16 protein-coding genes are annotated in these 18799 nt (G+C 60.1%); 4 read left to right on the top strand and 12 right to left on the bottom strand.

The annotated features are described in order from the left end of the window. Positions 1–61 precede the first annotated feature (61 nt). Entirely contained in the window at positions 62–787 is a 726-nt protein-coding gene (locus tag ACGYK4_RS07075; RefSeq protein ID WP_394455791.1) for an AAA family ATPase, read from the bottom strand. A 437-nt stretch (positions 788–1224) separates the two neighbouring features. On the opposite strand from ACGYK4_RS07075, the gene ACGYK4_RS07080 reads away from it, so the two are divergent. Then, entirely contained in the window at positions 1225–1746 is a 522-nt protein-coding gene (locus tag ACGYK4_RS07080) for a hypothetical protein (protein ID WP_394434453.1), read from the top strand. Positions 1747–2161: 415 nt separating this feature from the next. Here ACGYK4_RS07080 and ACGYK4_RS07085 read toward each other — a convergent pair whose 3' ends face one another. The 10 genes from ACGYK4_RS07085 to cysQ form a co-directional block, all read right to left on the bottom strand. Further along, complete coding sequence (locus ACGYK4_RS07085; RefSeq protein ID WP_394455792.1) at positions 2162–4351, bottom strand: NADP-dependent isocitrate dehydrogenase; 2190 nt, start codon at positions 4349–4351, stop codon at positions 2162–2164. A gap of 150 nt (positions 4352–4501) precedes the next feature. Next, the gene (locus ACGYK4_RS07090; protein ID WP_394455793.1) at positions 4502–5158 is read right to left on the bottom strand and encodes a YitT family protein; all 657 of its coding nucleotides are present in this window, start codon (positions 5156–5158) and stop codon (positions 4502–4504) included. A gap of 84 nt (positions 5159–5242) precedes the next feature. Further along, positions 5243–6670, bottom strand: coding sequence for a nodulation protein NodH (locus tag ACGYK4_RS07095; RefSeq protein ID WP_394455795.1), 1428 nt, complete (start codon positions 6668–6670; stop codon positions 5243–5245). Between the two features lie 3 nt (positions 6671–6673). After that, complete coding sequence (locus ACGYK4_RS07100) at positions 6674–8371, bottom strand: beta-1,6-N-acetylglucosaminyltransferase (protein WP_394434445.1); 1698 nt, start codon at positions 8369–8371, stop codon at positions 6674–6676. Continuing rightward, on the bottom strand, positions 8368–9378 hold the full coding sequence (locus ACGYK4_RS07105; protein WP_394434443.1) for a glycosyltransferase family 2 protein: 1011 nt from the start codon (positions 9376–9378) through the stop codon (positions 8368–8370). The genes ACGYK4_RS07100 and ACGYK4_RS07105 overlap by 4 nt, the downstream gene beginning before the upstream one ends. 44 nt (positions 9379–9422) lie before the next feature. Next, positions 9423–10625, bottom strand: a complete 1203-nt coding sequence (locus ACGYK4_RS07110) for a glycosyltransferase family 4 protein (RefSeq protein WP_394455797.1) — start codon at positions 10623–10625, stop codon at positions 9423–9425. A 17-nt stretch (positions 10626–10642) separates the two neighbouring features. After that, entirely contained in the window at positions 10643–11536 is an 894-nt protein-coding gene (galU, locus tag ACGYK4_RS07115; RefSeq protein ID WP_394455798.1) for a UTP--glucose-1-phosphate uridylyltransferase GalU, read from the bottom strand. A gap of 60 nt (positions 11537–11596) precedes the next feature. Continuing rightward, positions 11597–12874 carry a glycosyltransferase family 2 protein gene (locus tag ACGYK4_RS07120; protein ID WP_394455800.1) on the bottom strand — a complete coding sequence of 426 codons (1278 nt, stop codon included), beginning with the start codon at positions 12872–12874 and terminating at the stop codon, positions 11597–11599. Then, complete coding sequence (locus ACGYK4_RS07125) at positions 12871–13671, bottom strand: 3-deoxy-manno-octulosonate cytidylyltransferase (protein ID WP_394455802.1); 801 nt, start codon at positions 13669–13671, stop codon at positions 12871–12873. Before ACGYK4_RS07125 ends, ACGYK4_RS07120 begins: the two co-directional genes overlap by 4 nt. Continuing rightward, entirely contained in the window at positions 13671–14468 is a 798-nt protein-coding gene (gene cysQ, locus ACGYK4_RS07130; protein WP_394455804.1) for a 3'(2'),5'-bisphosphate nucleotidase CysQ, read from the bottom strand. Before cysQ ends, ACGYK4_RS07125 begins: the two co-directional genes overlap by 1 nt. A 116-nt stretch (positions 14469–14584) precedes the next feature. On the opposite strand from cysQ, the gene ACGYK4_RS07135 reads away from it, so the two are divergent. Both ACGYK4_RS07135 and ACGYK4_RS07140 read left to right on the top strand, forming a co-directional pair. After that, positions 14585–15409, top strand: a complete 825-nt coding sequence (locus ACGYK4_RS07135) for an ABC transporter permease (RefSeq protein WP_067264256.1) — start codon at positions 14585–14587, stop codon at positions 15407–15409. Then, entirely contained in the window at positions 15406–16014 is a 609-nt protein-coding gene (locus ACGYK4_RS07140) for a COG3650 family protein (RefSeq protein ID WP_394430271.1), read from the top strand. Before ACGYK4_RS07135 ends, ACGYK4_RS07140 begins: the two co-directional genes overlap by 4 nt. Positions 16015–16065: 51 nt before the next feature. Here the strand turns inward: ACGYK4_RS07140 and ACGYK4_RS07145 are convergent, their stop codons facing one another. Next, entirely contained in the window at positions 16066–16668 is a 603-nt protein-coding gene (locus tag ACGYK4_RS07145; protein WP_394455806.1) for an alpha-ketoglutarate-dependent dioxygenase AlkB family protein, read from the bottom strand. Positions 16669–16875: 207 nt separating this feature from the next. Between ACGYK4_RS07145 and dnaK the strand changes: the two genes are divergently transcribed. Continuing rightward, on the top strand, positions 16876–18798 hold the full coding sequence (gene dnaK, locus ACGYK4_RS07150; RefSeq protein WP_271688593.1) for a molecular chaperone DnaK: 1923 nt from the start codon (positions 16876–16878) through the stop codon (positions 18796–18798). Position 18799: the final 1 nt, after the last annotated feature.

Raw genomic sequence — 18799 nt, forward strand, 5'->3', positions numbered from 1 at the left:
CATAAACCACGACGCATAACTGAGGGTGGGTCAAATCTCGGTGAAAATACCGGGTCAGTTCTCAGTGACAATCAACATCCAACAGGCCCAAGAGAGCGTCTAAGACTGACGTTCTGGCCCCACTGGTTGACGTGACAATGCCTACCTTGCAAATCTCATCGATAACCACGATGGGGTTCCCGACGCCCTTCTCTAGGATAGTCTGTACCGGTCGGCCGGGGGTGGAACTGCCCCAAGTGCGCTGGCTGCCCACCACGCTGAAGCCTTCCGTGGTGGCTGATACGTCAATAACCACGGAAGGCGTTTGGCTGAGTTCGCCCAAACGCCGAGCAAGATGGGATTTTCCGATCCCCGGCGGGCCGACCATCAGGGTTGGCGAGAACTTGATCCCTACCCCGCCAGATTGAACGTGCCTGCGCATATCAAACCAGATCTTTTCCGTTACCGGCTGCATCCAGGGCATTTCGTCGTGAAGGGCCGCTCCTAGGACGTCTACTTCATCCTCAGTCACAGGGCCTTTTAAGGTTACGCCCTTCGATACGTTCTTTAGAGGGGTGCGGTCCTCGTTCCTAAAGGTGCGCAGCGAAACGTAGTCCTTGCGGAGGTCGCGAATGAATTTTGCGCGGCGTTTGATCTTCACTTCATCTTCCGCACTCAACTCGATTTCGAGCTGATTGGCCTTCCTCATACGAAGGTGCACGAGGCGGGCCGTAAGGCGGCTTTCGACGCGGTCGTTTTCTACGGCAAAATGACGGACTCGGGAGAGAAAGGGAACTTTAACTGTCATGGAGGCCATCCGAAATAAATAATCAGATGGAGCTTCGCAGCACTGTAGCTATGGGAAAATGTGGACGCAGCCCCGCAAAGCCCCGGAAAAGGGGTATATCAATCGTTGAATGATATGAGGACGCTGCATGACATGGTTGTACTGATATGGACTATTGGGCTGTTTGGCAAGAGCGGATATGAGCTCCGTAAGCATGGCTCATCCGTTGAAAATTTCGAGACCTCTTCGCATCCACATGAACCGTTGGGGACAAGAGTTTTTCGCTCATGATGCCTTAAGTTGTAGCACCTTGAGGCTGATGGCATGCCTTAGAAACCGGAAACGACCCATTTGCCAATGCTGGGAGCCTCAATTTTAGATATCATGACCGGGGAGTTCCGGGCATAAATTTCGACAGGACTGAGGGCTGATACTGAAACAAATCGGTGAGCGGATAGATGGCCGAGATAATATTCCTCGATTTTGAAGCCTCAAGCTTGGGGGACGAAAGCTGGCCAATTGAGCTTGGTGTTTGCTGGCTCGATAATCAGGAAAAACTGCGTACGGTCTCGAAGCTCATCAAACCTCATTCCGACTGGAAGTTGAGCGCTTGGTCTGAAGCAAGTCAACGGGTACAAGGCATTGGCCTGCAGGAACTAAAAACTGCGGAACAGGCTACCGATGTAGCCCGATGGGCACTCGAACGCTTAAGCAGTTCATTGTTGTTAAGCGACGCCCCAGATTTTGACTTAAGATGGTTGAATCGCCTATTGGCCACTATAGACGCATGTGACGCCTTAAGAATAGAGAGCATACAAGAACACGCCGCAGCACGTTTTTCGGGTGGTGCCCTTGGGATGTTCCTCAAAGCCTACACTAGTAGTCGCTTTACTCATCGTGCAGCAGCAGATGCCCTCCGCCTTGGTCAAGCATGGAGATCAGCTTTGCGAAAACAGCGGCAGCGGACTAAGCCGCGCTAGCTCCGCAGTACCACAGTCAATGGCCTGCGAACCTGCGCACCGGCACGTCAAAACCTCACTAGTCATGAACGGACGCGGCGCCGCAGCTAACTAGTTGCCTCCCTTCGAAGGAAATGCAAGCATACTTTACCGAAAGCGCAATGTTAGGCATAATTGGTCGCGTCCCTAGAGTACGGTGCTTGCGGTGCAAACTTATAGGCTTCGTGTGCAGAATTATGCGAAGTGGGCGTGCCGAATTATTGGTCACAAGTCCTATTTTTTGCCAATGAAATCAGTGATAAGTGTGCAACGCTATACGCACCCCTACAGGGGGTGTAGGCGGGCGTATAGCCTCTGCCCCGCTGCCAAGTCTTAAAACGATAATCCGCCGCGCCGCTTAAACAGCGGCGCGGCGGATTTTTTTATATCAGGCGAGTTACCCGATGATACCGTTCAGCGTCTCGGAGGGGCGCATCACGCGGGCGGTTTTCTCCGCGTCGGTGTGGTAGTAGCCGCCCAGATCGACAGCCGTGCCTTGGGCCGTTGCAAGCTCGGACAGGATGTCGGCTTCCTTGTCGGCCAGTTCCTTGGCGACGGGCGCGAACTCTGCGGCGAGGTCCGCGTCATCGCTCTGCGCGGCGACGGCTTCGGCCCAGTAGCGCGCGAACCAATAGTGGCTGTCGCGGTTGTCGGGCTCACCCACCTTGCGCGAAGGGGAACGACCGTGGTCGAGGATGCCCTGCGTCGCGGTTTCCACGGCATCGCCCAGCACGCGCGCCTTCTCGTTGCCGCGGGCATCGGCGAGGAACTTCAGGCTTTCGCCAAGGGCGCAGAATTCGCCGAGGCTGTCCCACCGCAGGTGGTTCTGCTCCATCAACTGCTGAACGTGTTTGGGGGCAGAGCCGCCCGCGCCGGTCTCGAACAAGCCGCCGCCGTTCATCAGCTTCACGATGGACAGCATCTTGGCCGAGGTCGCCAGTTCTAAGATCGGGAAGAGGTCGGTCAGGTAGTCGCGCAGCACGTTGCCGGTGATCGCGATGGTGTTCTCGCCCTTGGTGATGGTCTCAAGCGAGGCGCGGGTCGCTTCGCGGGGGGCCATGATCTCGAACTTGTCGGCAACGCCCTGTGCCTCAAGGATGGGCTTGACGTAGGAGATCAGCTCGGCGTCATGGGCGCGGTTTGCGTCCAGCCAGAAGATCGCGCGGCAGCCCTCAGCCTTTTGGCGCGAGATGGCGAGGTTCACCCAATCCTCGATCGGCGCCTTGCGCGCGGAGGAAGAGCGCCAGATGTCACCGGCGTCGACCTTATGCTGGTGCAGCACGGTGCCGTCGTCGAGGATCATCTTGACGGTGCCCGCTTCGGCCAGTTCAAACGTGGTCGGGTGGGAGCCGTATTCCTCGGCCTTCTGCGCCATCAGGCCGATGTTCTGCACCGTGCCTGCGGTGGCCGGGTCGAGCTTGCCGTTCTCCTTGAAGAAGTTGATCGCCTCGTCATAGACGGGTGCATAGGAGCTGTCGGGGATCACGCAGTTGGCGTCATGCTCCTTGCCGTCCGGGCCCCAGCCCTTGCCGCCGGCGCGGATGAGCGCGGGCATGGAGGCGTCGATGATCACGTCGGAAGAGACATGCAGGTTGGTGATGCCCTTGTCGGAATCGACCATATACATCGGCGGACGTTCTTCCATGCAGGCGTCGATGTCGGCCATGATCTCGCTCTCGCCCTTCACGCGCTCCAGCAGGTCGCCGAGACCGGAGTTGGGGTTCACGCCCAGATCTTTGAGCTTTGCGCCATGCTTTTCAAAAACCGGCGCTAGGTAGGTTTTGACCGCGTGACCAAAGAGGATCGGGTCGGAGACCTTCATCATCGTGGCTTTGAGGTGCAGCGAGAAGAGGATGCCGTCTTCTTTGGTCTTCTCGATCTGGGTGTTGAGGAAGTCCTTCAGCGCGGCCGCGCTCATGAAGGTCGCGTCGACCACGGTGCCGGCAGGATACTCAAGCCCCTCTTTCAGCACCTTTTCCCCGTCCGCGGTTTCCAGCACGATCTTGGCGCCAGTCGCAGCATCAAGCGTGGCCGAAACTTCGTTGGAGAAGAAATCATTGCCCGACATGGATGAGACATGCGTCTTGCTGTCGGCGGCCCAGTCCCCCATGCGGTGCGGGTTGGATTGGGCAAAACTCTTGACGGCTTTGGCCGCGCGGCGGTCGGAGTTGCCTTCGCGCAGGACCGGGTTCACGGCGGAGCCTTTGGTGCCGTCATATTTGGCGCGCACGGCTTTTTCTTCGTCTGTGCTCGGCTCTTCGGGGTAGTCGGGTAGCGCGTAGCCTTGTGCCTGAAGCTCTTTGATCGCGGCGACCAGCTGCGGCACGGAGGCAGAGATGTTCGGCAGTTTGATAACATTGGCCTCGGGCGTCTTCACCAGACGGCCCAATTCCGCCAGATCGTCCGACTGGCGCTGTTCTTCGCTCAGATGCTCAGGGAAGGTCGCGAGGATACGGCCCGCGAGGCTGATGTCTTTCGTGCCGACGCTCACACCGGCGGCTTCGGCGAACTTCTTGATGATCGGCAACAGCGAGGCAGAGGCCAGCTCCGGCGCTTCGTCAACTTTGGTGTAGATGATATCGGACATGATTGCTCCAAATTGCTGCATTTGCTGCCCTGATAGCGGAAGAGGCGGCGAAGGTCGACGGTATACCGCAGTATGCGGTGGGGTCGTTTCAGGAAAAAGCGGATTTCAGCCTTTTGAACGGGTCACCTAGCGCAACCCGCGCACTGCCGCCTAGCGGGCCACGCTGCGCAGTTGCAGAATCTGCATCCCAATCGCCATGGCCGGGCCGATCCCCACCGCGAAAAGCAGCGTGCCGAGGCCCAGGGTGCCGCCCAAGGCCCAGCCGATGGCGACGACGGACAATTCGATGCTCATGCGGACCAGCGCGATGGGTTTGCCGGTGACCCGTTGCAGCCCCGTCATCAACCCGTCCCGTGGCCCGGGGCCAAGGTTTGCCACAAGATAGATCGCACCGCCAAAGCCGGTCACGAAGACGCCGGTCAGCGCCAGAAAGGCATTCGCCAGATAGCTGTCGAAGTGGGGCAGGATCGGCAGCGCATATTCCAGCACCAGCGCCACGATCACCGCGTTCAGAATGGTGCCGATACCGGGCGTCTGCATCAGCGGGATCCAGAGCAAAAGAACCACGGCGCTGATCAGGAAGGTCGCAAAGCCAAGGCTCCACCCCGTGATGCGGGTCACCCCTTCGGCGAAGACGGTCCAAGGGCTGACGCCGACGCCCGCCGTGACCAAAAGCGCCTCGCCCAAGCCAAACATCACCAGTCCCAGAACCAGAAACACCATCGAGGCCAATGGCGGCCTGAGCGTGAAGGCTTTAGGCGAACTCCACCGCAGCCGGGGAACAGAGGTGACAGACAGGAAACTCACGGCGCGACCTTTGGCGGGATGCTCAAGATGCCCTGTTGTTCCAGTTTACGTCAGAACCGGCAAGATCAATCTAGCCTGTGCCCCTCACCGCCAGTGCGAAAAGCCGAAGGTCATATAATCCTTCTGATAGGCCTCCGCCGTCAGCGCCTCGATCTCATCGTCATAGATATCGCCGAGCGTGAAGGGGCCGGGTTCCACCATCTGGGGCACGGCGGGGACGGTGGCATGGCCCTGCCCCGCAGCCAGAGCGGGGAGTTCGCTGGCCAACTCCTCTTCGCGGAGGATGCGGTCGGGCAGGCAGAACGCCCCGAACCCCGCAATGGCTTGGGCCTGAGAACACCATGCAGCATCCACCCGGATCGAGGTTTGCCCGGCCAGATTGCCTTTGAGAAACTTTAGGAAGGCGACAAAGGCTGCGCGATGCGCCTCGCGGTCATATTCGGCGTCGGGGCCATCCTTTGGCAGCGGCACCTTGTAGCGCCGCATCAGCGTGTTGCGCAGCTGGCGGTAACTGCCCTCCCCCGTGGTCAGGATATGGCGGCAAAAGGCATCATGCGCGCGCAGGGCGGGATGGCGCAGCACGGTAAAGCCGCGATGCCCGCGCATTTTGCGTTTCCACTGCCGCAGCTCTTTTTGCGACATCTTCTCGCGCAGTGCCTCACGCGGGACGCCATCGAGGGCGGCGAGCCAGTCCAGCACCTGATCCTGCGGGCCGGATTTAATCGGCAGATAGATCAAGCCGCTGGTCGCCGCCGCCACATAAGAGGGCACGTTCGGCCCGCGCCGTGGCTCGAAATTGGGGGTGCGGGTCAGATCGAAACGATCGAGCCGCGCCAGCGCCTCCAGCATCTCGTCATAGTTGCTGACCTTGGCCGAGATCGGGCTGGGGTTCTGTTTCTTGAGGTTCTTGTCCAGCCCCTCCAACTGCTCATCCACGCCAAGATAGCGTGCAAGCCCGTTCATCACCTCAACGCTTTGCAGGTCTTCGTAAGCCACGTAAAATGCCGTCTGGCCGGAGGTTTGCAAACGGTTCAGCAGCGTGATCTGGAACTGCTGAAGGGCATCCAAATGGGCGCTGAACTCATCTGCATCGAAGACGGCCTGCGCCACCTTCTGCGCCTTCATATCGGTCAGTTTCCACTGCCCCGTGGCCTGCGCGATCTTCCAACTGACATAGCTTTCGACCGGGTTGCGCGTGAGCACGATCTTGGCGCAGCGCTGATCCTCGACGATCTCATCGAAAACACGCGGATCGTGGTCGTGAAAATAGCGGAAGCCGCCCAAAGCATCCTGCTGTCCCCGGATCGCCGCCAGCAGCTTTTTGGGGTTTTCGTCCCGCGTGGCCTGATCAACGCCAAGGATGGGCTCGCTTTTGGGATAGCCCATGAAGAAAGGGTTGAACGCCTCCCCATGACAGGCGATCCCGGCAAAGGCGTTCAGGTTCGCCTCTAGGAAGTTGGACCCGGTCCGCATCTCGGCGAAGACCACGAAACTGTCGAATTTGTCGCGCATGGGTTATTTCACCAGATAGGGTTTGGGGGAAGGTTTGGCATCGGCGCTGCCCCCTTGGGCGACCGAAAAATCGCCGACCAAATAAGGGTGCATGCCTTGGTTCTTGAGGTTCTGGAGGAACTGGCCGAAGCCGTTCAGATCAACCATGCGCGGCGCCTCTGACAGGCGGCGCAGACGGGGGCGGCCAATTTCGTCAAGGATATCTTGCAAAGGCTCCATCGGCGCTTCGATGAAATCGGCCATGGTCCAGACCCGCACACGCGCCTTGGTATAGGGCGAATTCAGTACATCCAAATGCGTGCTTTCCGTCTTCTGCAGCTTGGCGGCCAGACGGCGGATATCTGCGAAATCAAGGTTCGAGCGGAACAGCGGCACCGCCCAAGCGCCGGTGATGACCGAAATATGCGCGTTCGGGTCCTTGGCCACACGCCAGTTGATGTCTTGATTGTCCATCGGGCCGAACTGAAAGCACTGACGCTCGCCCCGGGTGTTCCAAATCAGATTGGTCAAGAACGCACTGGCGTTGTGATCGCGCAGCACCGGGTTGTCCGACAAGGCACCGTTCAGCGCGGTTTCCCCGCCCGCGAAATGCACCCGGTCGGGGGCAAAGAGATGCCCATGCACGCGCGCCCCGCTGGCCCGGCTGAGCCAATGTTCAAAATCCTCGAAAATCTCGGTAAAGCCCTGAAACATCGAATAGGGCGCGGCAGTGACGCCATTCTCCCAATCCTCGTTTGGAAAACGGCTTTGCATATAAAGCCCCGCACGGCCCCGGGTGCGCCGCTCCACCGCCTTGGCAAAGATGCGGTCGATCTTGCCGGGGTTCGGCTCGGTCTTTTTCATCGCACCGGCAGGGTCGGTCAAGAAGGCCTCATAGAGCCTGTCGGCATGGGGCCAAATCTTGCGTGCTACGAAACAATCAGAGCGGCGCAAAAGCTGGAGGTGATCGTCGTAAAAGATATGCGGTTTGCCCTGAAAATCGAACTTAGACAGGGTCAGCGACCGGCTTTCGATCTTGCTGGAATAGAGCCGTGCAAGGGTCTGGAAATAGCTTTCGTCCGGGATCCAAACATGGCGAAAGAACTTGTCATAGGTGGGCCGGTCGGGGTCTTGCAAGATCGCCGACAGGGTGCGCCGGGTCAGGCACCACCATTGCGAGCCCATATGCGGCACGATCCCGCGCGGCATCCGGCGTTTTAGCCGCAGTAGGCGCTGCACCTCGACCGCGCGGTCGAACAGATAGCGGTTGCGCCGCCATGAAAAAGGGAAGCGCAGGGTAAACCGCTCTGCATCCAGCCCGCCCACGGTCCAAGGCACATCTGCCGTAGTGGCGCTTTCGATGAAATCGGTCTGGGGACGGTCGTCAAGATAGTCGATCAACTCCTGCACCGGGCGCAGCGGCAGGCAAGAGCCGGAGGCCAGATAGACATGGCGCACCTTGGGAAAGCGCGAGAGCATCATCTCCGCCGCCCCCTGAGAGGCGGCAACGATCCCCCAAGTGCCCCATTCGCAGCGCTTGCGCGGGCTAAAGCAGACATCCTTGAGATCCGACAGCGCCGCCACAAAGGCATCATGCGCCCGCCGGGGCACCGCCTTGTCGATATGGATCACCACCGGACAGCCCGCCGCCGCCCAATGCCGCGCGACCTGCTCGGCCCGGTCAAAAGCGTTGTGCACCAACATGACGATCCCGACGCTCATGCCCAGTTCCCCTTGGACATGAGGCCCAGGATCTCAAGCTGTCGCCAATTGATGTAGCGTTCCGACCATTTGCACCAAAGCTGCGGGTCGTCTTTCAGCTGTTCGGCATAGGCTTTGTATTCGACCGAAGCCGCGTAATGCTCGCTACGCTGCAACTCCTCCGCCGCCTTGGCCCCGAAGGTGTCGAGGAATTTGGCGTGCAAGAGGACGCCCGAGGCTTTCTCTCCGCCCCATTCGTCATAGACCTGATTAAGCCCGCGCGGCAGCAGCATATGGGTCGAGCTGACATAGGCATAGCGCCGATCCCATTTGACCAGCGGCACCTTGTTCAGCGCGGGCGCCTTGGCAGGCGCATCGGGGAAGAACACCCGCGCCCGTGGACCGCCCTGTATCCAGAGATTCCCAAACCGCCGATTGCGCGAAATGGTGTAATTGCCACTGTCGAACCATGCGGCGATCTCAATCGGGTTCTGCCCCGCCTGATAGGGCTCCTCGTCAAGCCGCCCCTTGGGATACATATCCAGCAGCATCGCCGAAAAGCTCTTGATCGAAGAGGCATCAAGCCAATCGGTCAGCGCCCGCAGGGGGCGCGTGTCACAAAAGGGGTAGACCAAAAACTCATCCGGATCGACCGTCAGCGCCCAATGGCCATGGGCGTATTTCATCTGCAACCAGTTCAGCCAATCCACCCCAAAGCGGGCGCGTTTGTAGCTGGCCTTGGCGCTCCAGACCGAGACATCGGGTTGCTTGGCCAGATAGTCGAGCGCGCCATCGTCGCTGTCATTATCGACAAAGAAGAAATGCCCGACGCCCATCTCGCGGTAGTATTTCAGGAAATAGGGCAGCCGGATCGCTTCGTTGCGCTGCGTGCAGAACAGCAGAATATCGTCGGCTTTGATCTGCGCCGTCCGGTTCGCCACAGAGGTCAACTCGCGCCGCTTGCGGAAGGCGCGGATGCGCCAGCGCTTGCGTTGCAGCCGCAACCGATATGACTGAATTAAGCCCAAACCGCCCCTTACCTATCGCGTCTGACCGCCCCTCTACCGCGCCATCACGTCGACTTTAACACGGTCTTGAAGTGTTCGGCCCATGTTGGCGCGATAAAAGTCGTCGCAGGGCGCGGGTCTGGCACAGATGCGGCCCATTCTTCGATTGTTCTGATCCATGAATAGGGTTCGCTCAGGGGCGCGTAAACGGCTTTGTCACCCAAGACCTCATGCAAGACCGGCAAATCGTTGCATAAAACACGCGTTCCAAGGCTCAGCGCCTCTGCCGGGGGCAGGCCAAACCCCTCTGCATGGCTGGGGAAGAGCATCCCCGCCGCCCCCTGCACCAAGGCCGCCAATCCTGTGTCGCTAAGGTTCGCTAGCTCTTGCGCAGAGCCGTTTTCGGGCAGCCGGTCGAGCCGGCCGAAAACCGCGCTGTTGTTCCACCCCCGCGCCCCGCAGATCAGCAAAAGCGGCGCATCGGGCCCCATCTTTTGCCACAGGTCCAGCAAAAACCCGTGGTTCTTGCGCGGCTCGATCGTACCGACAACGACGAAATAGGGACGCTCTGGCGGAAGCCCTGCAGGCAGCTCGCCAGCATCGGGCGCGGGCAGATCGACGCCAAGATGCGCGACGACGGCAGGCGGAACCCGCCCGCGCATCTGCGCCTCGCTGCGCTGACGCGTGTCTTGCGAGTTATAAACCACCAGATCGGCCTGCGCGCTCACCCGGTCGATCTTGGCCCGAAACGGCGCAACGGAGCCGGGGCGTTGGTAGGCGGGATATTCCAATGGGATCACGTCATGGATCAGAACGGCACTTCGCCCCCGCGCCTGTTTCACGGCGCCCAAAACCCGATCCGTCAGATTGCTGTGCCCGACATTCAGATAGGCAAATCCCGGCGGCAGATTCCGAGCGAGCATCGCGGGCAACCCGGCCGGAACGCAGCGCGCGACCGCCAAACGCCGCAAGTCGCTTTCCGCCCGGCTCAGCGCCACAGTACGCCCCCGCGGCAGGCGCGAAAGCAGATCCGCCCGCCCCCAAGGAACGCGGCTCGCAACCCGATCCTGAAAGCCCCGCATCCCATCGCGGTCCAGCAGGACATAGCCCAAAGCAGTGCGCGCCACTCCAAAAAGCGGCGCGTCCTCTGTCAAAAGATGTGAGAGATAGGCCAGTTCGACCCGATCCACCCCCGTCGCGCCCCGCCCGACCCGTCGCAAACTGCGCGTCAGGTCCAACAGCCGCGCGGGGGGAGATTGCTGCTGCAAAGGCCCGCTTCTTGCCCCTACTGCGCCGCGCGGTCGACTTGCGAGATGCCTTGCAGATAGGCCGCAAGATCGTCGCGCAATTCTTCACGGGCAAGGCCGAAGGCCACGGTCGCTTGCAAAAAGCCCGCTTTAGAGCCGCAATCGAACCGCTGCCCGCGGAAACGGAAGCCATAGACATCGCGGTCTTGCTCAATCTCTTGCGCGATCGCATCGGTCAATTGAATTTCACCGCCCGAGCCGGATTTCAGCTTGTTCAGGTTCTTTAAAACAGTCGGCGCCAGAATATAGCGTCCGATCACCGCAAGGTTCGATGGTGCTTCGTCGACGGCAGGCTTCTCAACCATGCCATTGACCTTCACACGATCACCGCGTTCTTCGCTGGTATCGAGAATCCCGTAAGAGGATGTGCGGGAAGGTTCCACCTCCATCGCGGCGACCATGCTGCCGCCGGTTTCTTCATAGGCCTCGACCATCTGTTGAAGACAAGGTTTTTCCGCCGCGATCACGTCATCCGGCAGCATAACGGCAAAGGGCTCATTGCCGATCAAACGGCGCGCGCACCAGACTGCATGGCCCAAGCCCAGCGCCTTGTGCTGGCGAATATAGGCGATTGCGCCGCTGTCCATATTGGTGCTTTGCAGCGTCTCCAGAAGCTCGGTCTTGCCCTTTTTGCGCAACTCCTGCTCAAGCTGCGGGGCGTGATCGAAGTAATCTTCCAGCGCGCCTTTGCCGCGCGAGGTCACGAAGATGAACTCCTTGATCCCGGCGGCGCGCGCCTCATCGATTGCATATTGAACCAAAGGCCGGTCGACGAGGGTCATAATCTCTTTCGGCACCGATTTGGTGGCGGGCAAAAAGCGTGTCCCCATGCCTGCAACCGGGAAAATCGCTTTTGTAACCTTCTTGCGCATTTTAATCCTTACCACTTATTCGAAATATACAGAACGCCACGGTCAATCCACCTGCGCTTCCTATCGGCGACAATCCTCGCCGAAACCGCGCTGTCTGGCAACTCGCTTAACTTCCCTTTGCAGCCTGTCGAGGCGCCGAGTTAAGCGGAAAACCGCGTCATCCCGTGTGGACTTTCCGTATATTCCACCTGTTTGCAGCCAAATAGCGTGGGCCGGATCAAAGGCAACGCGATGATAAAGCGCCGTCGGCGAAAGGTTGATGAGGGTCACGATCTCACCCGATAATGCCCGTTTTGCAGCCTTTGCCCGGTCTCGCGCCAGATTAATAGGCCGGGTGAACATGGCCACGCTGCGCCGGGCGCGGGCGGGAAAGGGGCGGAAAGCGCTGCTGGCTGTCTGCGGCAGGGTAACGCGGACGATAGGGCGCTTCCCCCCTTCGGCGTGCCCCTCGTCCAACCTGCGCAGCAGCCTTGGCACATCACGCGGCTCCAACCCGCCGCTTACCAGATGGCGCAGCAAACGGCGGCGCTCTTGGGCGCGAAGATGTGCCCAGTGCGCGGCACGGTCCTGTCTGGGCAGATGTTTACGATGGAACACAGCCCAACTCGCCCCGATATCGAAAAGATCGCGCGGCACGCGGTTGGCGCTTCGCATGGCATTGGCGGCGAAACCGTGGTGGACCTCGGCCAGTGGCACGATTGCCGTGGCATGGCCCGCCCGCGCCAGCCGCATGTTCAGATCGGTCTCATCAAGATAGTAGTGAAAGGCCGGGTCAAAGCCGCCCATTTCCACCAAGACTTCGCGCCGAAAGGCCATATTGGTGCCTTCGGTCTTGATTGCCCCCCCGGGCGAAGGGTGCAGGATGCTCGGAGTTTCAGGGTCGACATCGAGCGTTTCCGGCTCTCCGAGACCATTCAACCGGCGCGCACGATATTGGAACGAGATGCCGTTTCGCCCCCGGACGAAGCCGGTCATCGCCGCAACCTCGGGCTGTTGCGCAGGCTCCAGCAGGTGGCGCAGCCATTGCGGCTCGGGCACCGCGTCATCGTCGATAAAGGCCACGACCTCCCCCGCAGCCTCGGCAATCCCAAGGTTGCGCGCGACAGAGATATTCGGCCTGTCGAAAGGGACAAGTTTCAACGCCCCGGCGAAATGCATGGCACGGGCCACGGCAATCCCGGCAGGATCGGTCACGATGATGACCTCGAAAGGGGTATATTGAAGCTGTTCCACCCCCGTCAGGCAGCGCCGCAATGCTTCGGGCCGATTCCGGCTGGCGATCACGATGCTGACAGGCACGCCGCTTTCGAGCGTGGCACTGACGGGGGTGGCGGTCATTCCAGACCCATTTTCGCCATCATGGCTTCGAGCTTTGGCACGTCTTCGGGGTTGTTCAACTCCCAAAACTCGCGCCCCTTGGCCTCGACCTCCGCACAGAGTACGGCGCGGCCATTTTCAAGAAAACGCAACTGCTCCAACCCTTCCAACTGCTCCAAGGGGCCGACAGGCCAGCTTGGGTATTGGGCCAGTGCATCGGGGCGGTAGGCATAGACGCCGACGTGGTGGAAGACCGGGGTCATATCCGTCTCTGCGAAGGGCTTTCCGGTATAGGGAACGACCTCTTTCGAGAAGTAGAGCGCTTGATTATCGGCGCCGAAAACCGCCGTGGTGCCGCCCACGCGGCCCGCTTTGCGGTCGGCCAGAAGACTGTTCAACGTGGCCCCGTCACAGCGCAGAACCGGGGTGGCGATCTCGGCCTCGGGGTTGTCTTTCAACCCCTGCACCAACCCCTCGACAAACCAATGCGGCGTCAGCGGGGCGTCGCCCTGCAAGTTCACCACGATGTCATAACCCCCGCCCAGCGCGGCATGGGCTTCGGCACAGCGTTCGGTGCCGTTCGCGCAGGCCTCCGAGGTCATCACGACCTCGGCACCGAAACCTTCGGCGGCCTCCCGAATGCGGTCGTCGTCGGTAGCCACCACCACGCGGTCGACGCCCGACACCGCGCTGGCGGCCCGCCAACTGCGTTCGATCAGGGTCTGTTTCTGGCCCGACGCCCCGGTGAGCGCCACCAGCGGCTTGCCGGGGTAGCGGGTGGAGGCATAGCGGGCGGGGATGACGATCAGGACAGACATCAGCCCGCCTTCAACTCAACGCCCGGGGCATGGGCGATGAAGAAAGGGTTGGCGAAGTCTTCCTTGCCGTAGGTCAGCGGCGTGAGGTCGTCAAAGCGCACCACCGCGCCGCCTGCCCCGTTCAGCACCGCATGGCCCGCGGCGGTGTCCCACTCCATCGTGCGGCCCAAACGCGGGTAGAGATCGGCCTCTCCCGTCGCGACGAGACAGAATTTCAACGACGACCCCGCAGAAGTCATGTCCCGCACAGCGTATTTACCGATGTAATCATCGGTCGCCTGATCGCGGTGGGATTTGGAGGCGACGACCATCAGGGCCGCATTGTCGGGGTTAGAGACTGAAATCGCTTTGGTTTCGCCCACCGGCCCTTTGTCGAATGCGCCGGACTCTTCGACCGACTGGCCGTCGGCTTGGGTAAAGAACATCCGGGCTTTGGCGGGGGCATAGACCACGCCGCGCGTCGGCACGCCGCCTTCGACCAGCGCGATGTTCACCGTGAAATCCCCGCGGCGGTGGACGAACTCTTTGGTGCCATCCAGCGGATCGACGATGAGAAAGGTATCGCCCTTGGCGGAATGGGTCGCAGCCTGCTCTTCGGTCACCAACATCACATCGGGAAAAGCGGCGCGGAGCCCGTCGGAAATGATCGCATCGGCGGCTTCGTCGGCGGCGGTGACGGGGCTGTCGTCGGATTTCGATTTCACCTCGAAATCGTCCTGACCGTAGATCTCCATGATCTTGTCCCCGGCTTCCAATGCCAGCCGCCGCATTTCCGCGACCAGTTTCTCGTAATCCATTTTGCCTCCGGCCCTGCGGGCTGTCGTTGCTTCAATTTACTGTTTCCCTTATGCTGCGGAGCTAACGGAACAGCAAGAATTCCGTGCCTCGCTAGGGCTTCGTCAAGGACGCGCGCATGTTCCAGTCTTCCAGAAAGCCGAAATCCGGCATCGGTTCTGCCCTCGCCATCGCGGAACTGGTGTACCATTCCGTGGTGCGCAACGTGCGCAAACAGCACAACAATGCCTTTATCGCCATCGCGATGAACATGCTGCAAACGGTGATGTTCGTACTGGCCTTCTATGTGATGTTTTCGATCCTCGGGATGCGCGGCTCTGCCGTGCGGGGTGACTTCCTCATCTATCTCATGTCGGGGATTTTCCTCTACCTCACACATGTGAAAGCTTTGGGCGCGGTCGCGGGGTCTGAGGGACCGGCAAGCCCGATGATGCAGCACGCCCCGATGAACACGATCATCGCCATCGCATCGGCGGCAGTGGGCTCGCTCTATATCCAAGTGCTGTCGCTCTTCGTGATCCTGTTCATCTATCATGTGGCGGTCACCCCGATCACCATAGATCAACCTTTTGCCGCTTTCGGGATGATGCTGACCGCATGGTTTACCGGCTGCGCGCTCGGGCTGGTGATGCTCGCGATCAAACCGTGGTTTCCGTCCTTCGTGACGATTTTCTCTACCGTCTATCAACGCGCCAATATGATCGCCTCGGGGAAGATGTTCCTCGCCAACTCCCTGCCCGGCTATATGCTGGCGATGTTTGACTGGAACCCGCTGTTTCACAGCATCGACCAAGCGCGCGGCTTTGCCTTCATCAATTACAACCCGCGCTACACCAGTTGGGAATATCCGCTTTGGGTGGGTCTGGTGCTTTTGATGATTGGGCTGATGGGCGAATTCTATACCCGCCGCCATGCGTCCATCAGTTGGAACGCCCGGCGATGAGACTTCTGGCGCTCTTCCTCTGCCTTTGGGCACTGCCTGTCTGGGCGACGCAGGATGCTTGGCCCGCCCTGCATGACGTTAGCGGTGTCGCGGCGGATGACGTATTGAACATTCGCCAAGCCCCGAGTGCCAGCGCCCCGATCATCGGCAACTTCGAGCCTGACGCGCAGAACATCGAAGTGATCCGCCCCGATGACCATCACGGCTGGGGCTTGGTCAACACGGGCGAAGGGAGCGGCTGGGTCTCTCTGCGTTTCCTCACCCGGCAAGCGGGCCAATGGGCCGGTGCGATGCCACCCGTGGCCCATTGCGGCGGGACGGAGCCGTTTTGGTCTTTTGAGGTGACCGGCGAGGCGTTGAGCTACGATGCCATGGTGGGCGGTGCACGCGATTACCGCATCACGCAGTCTGGCCCGGCGCAGGGGCGGCGCGACAGTTTTCACATGATCGCCGAGGGGCGGCAGGGCGCGGCCATCGCCACGCTTACGGCGCGGGCCTGTAGCGATGGCATGTCGGATCGCGCCTATGGGCTGGCGGTCGACTTCCTTCTGCAGGGAAATGATGGCTGGCAACATCAGACAGGGTGTTGTTCGCTTAGCCACTGAAGCGACGGACTTTTTGAATAAGTCCGTCGCCGTTCTCTTTCAAAGAAAACGCTACTCCACCACGCGCAGCGTCAAGTTGATCCGCCCGCCTTTGGGCAGCAATGTCGAGGTGCCGGGTTTGATCCGGTCCACACCGTGATAGGTCAGCCGCGCGTCACCGCCCATCACCACCACATCGCCCGATTGCAGCCAGATCGATTCCGTCTTGCCCCCTCGGGTCAGGTTGCCGATCCGAAACAACCCATCATCCCCCAGAGAGACTGAGACCACAGGCCACTGAAAATCCGCCTCGTCCCGGTCTTGATGCAGCCCCATACGCGCATCGGCATCGTAGTAGTTGATCAGGCAGCATTCCGGGCGGCGCTCCAACCCGGTCAACTGATCCCAAATCGCCATAATCGGGACCGGGATCTCGGGCCAAGGCTGGCCGTCGGGATGTTCGGTGACGTAACGATACCCACGCCGATCCGAAAACCAGCCATAGCGCCCTGCCGCGCTCATCCGGACCGACATGCGCCCGCCGCGCGGCACTTCGGGGCGAAAGAACGGCGCCTGACGCACCACGCCGCGCACCGCCTCCAGCACCTCCTGCTGGGCCGCTCTTCCTAGAAATTCCTTGTGAATATCAAAGCCCCGGAGGCGCAAAGCAGTCATTTTTCGTTCTTCCTCACTCGTTTAGCAAAAACATCACGGAATCGCGACCATCCAGACCAGCCAATGGTTGCAGGGTGCAAATACCCTCCCTATATACGCTCCGAACCGTCGAAGGCACGTGGTCTTCGATGTCAACAGATCGGGGCAGGATGCCAAAACGGGTCCGCGCCTCGTGTCATCGCCTTAGATTCAAAGAGGGATCGAAACATGTCCAAAGTAATCGGTATTGACCTTGGCACCACCAACAGCTGTATCGCCATCATGGATGGCAGCCAGCCGCGTGTGATCGAAAACGCCGAAGGCGCGCGCACCACGCCGTCGATCGTCGCCTTCACCGACGATGAACGCCTTGTCGGCCAGCCGGCGAAACGCCAGGCGGTCACCAACCCCGAAAACACAGTCTTTGGCGTCAAGCGCCTGATCGGCCGCCGCAACGACGATGCGGACCTGGCCAAAGACAAAAAGAACATGCCGTTCAACGTCATCGACGGCGGCAACGGCGACGCATGGGTCGAAGCCAAGGGTGAGAAATACTCCCCAAGCCAAATCTCGGCCTTCATCCTCGGCAAGATGAAAGAAACCGCAGAAAGCTATCTGGGTGAGGAAGTCTCTCAGGCGGTTATCACCGTGCCTGCCTACTTTAACGACGCCCAGCGTCAGGCCACCAAAGACGCCGGCAAGATCGCCGGTCTCGAAGTGCTGCGCATCATCAACGAGCCGACAGCCGCCGCGCTGGCCTACGGTCTCGACAAAGAGAACACGCAAACCATCGCGGTCTATGACCTTGGCGGCGGTACATTCGACGTAACCATTCTTGAGATCGACGACGGCCTGTTCGAAGTGAAATCCACCAACGGCGACACCTTCCTCGGTGGTGAAGACTTTGACATGCGCATCGTGAACTATCTTGCGGAAGAGTTCAAAAAGGCCAACGGCGTCGACCTGACGCAAGACAAGATGGCGTTGCAGCGTCTGAAGGAAGCTGCTGAGAAGGCGAAAATCGAACTGTCCTCCTCCAGCCAGACCGAGATCAACCAGCCCTTCATCTCGATGGGCAAGGATGGCTCGCCGCTGCACATGGTCATGAAGCTGACCCGTGCCAAGCTGGAAAGCCTCGTTGGTGACCTGATCAAAGCTTCGATGAAGCCCTGCGCCGCCGCGCTGAAGGATGCCGGCCTGTCCGCGTCCGACATCGACGAAGTCGTGCTCGTGGGTGGTATGACCCGTATGCCGAAGGTGGCCGAAGAGGTCTCCAAATTCTTCGGCAAGGAGCCGCACAAGGGTGTGAACCCGGACGAAGTCGTGGCCCTTGGTGCCGCCATTCAGGCCGGTGTTCTGCAAGGCGACGTGAAGGACGTGGTCCTGCTCGACGTGACCCCGCTGTCCCTCGGTATCGAGACGCTCGGTGGTGTCTTCACCCGTCTGATCGACCGTAACACCACGATCCCGACGAAGAAGTCTCAGGTCTTCTCGACCGCCGAAGACAACCAGAACGCCGTGACCATCCGGGTCTTCCAAGGTGAGCGTGAGATGGCTGCCGACAACAAGATGCTCGGTGCCTTCAACCTTGAGAACATCCCGCCTGCGCCCCGCGGCATGCCGCAGATCGAAGTGACCTTCGACATTGACGCCAACGGCATCGTGTCGGTCGGCGCGCTCGACAAAGGCACCGGTAAGGAGCAGAAGATCACGATCCAAGCTTCGGGCGGTCTGTCGGATGCGGACATCGAACAGATGGTCAAGGACGCGGAAGAGAATGCCGAGGCGGACAAGTCCCGTCGCGAGCTGATCGAAGCGAAGAACCAGGCGGAATCGCTGATCCACTCGACCGAGAAGTCGCTGGAAGAGCATTCCGACAAGGTCGACCCGACCACCGTCGAGGCGATCGAACTGGCCATTGCCGCGCTGAAAGACGAGCTGGAAACAGACAACGCCGACAAGATCAAGAACGGCATCCAGAACGTCACCGAATCCGCCATGAAACTGGGCGAAGCCATCTATAAGGCCGCTCAGGAAGAGGGCGGCAGTGAGGACACGGCGCAGCCTTCGGATGCTCAGCAAGCCCAAGGTGGCGATGACGACATCCTTGATGCTGAGTTCGAAGATCTGGACGACGACAAGCGCGCGTAAG

It is taken from the genome of Sulfitobacter sp. 1A13368 (assembly GCF_043557275.1).
GTDB classification, from domain to species: Bacteria; Pseudomonadota; Alphaproteobacteria; order Rhodobacterales; family Rhodobacteraceae; genus Sulfitobacter; species Sulfitobacter faviae.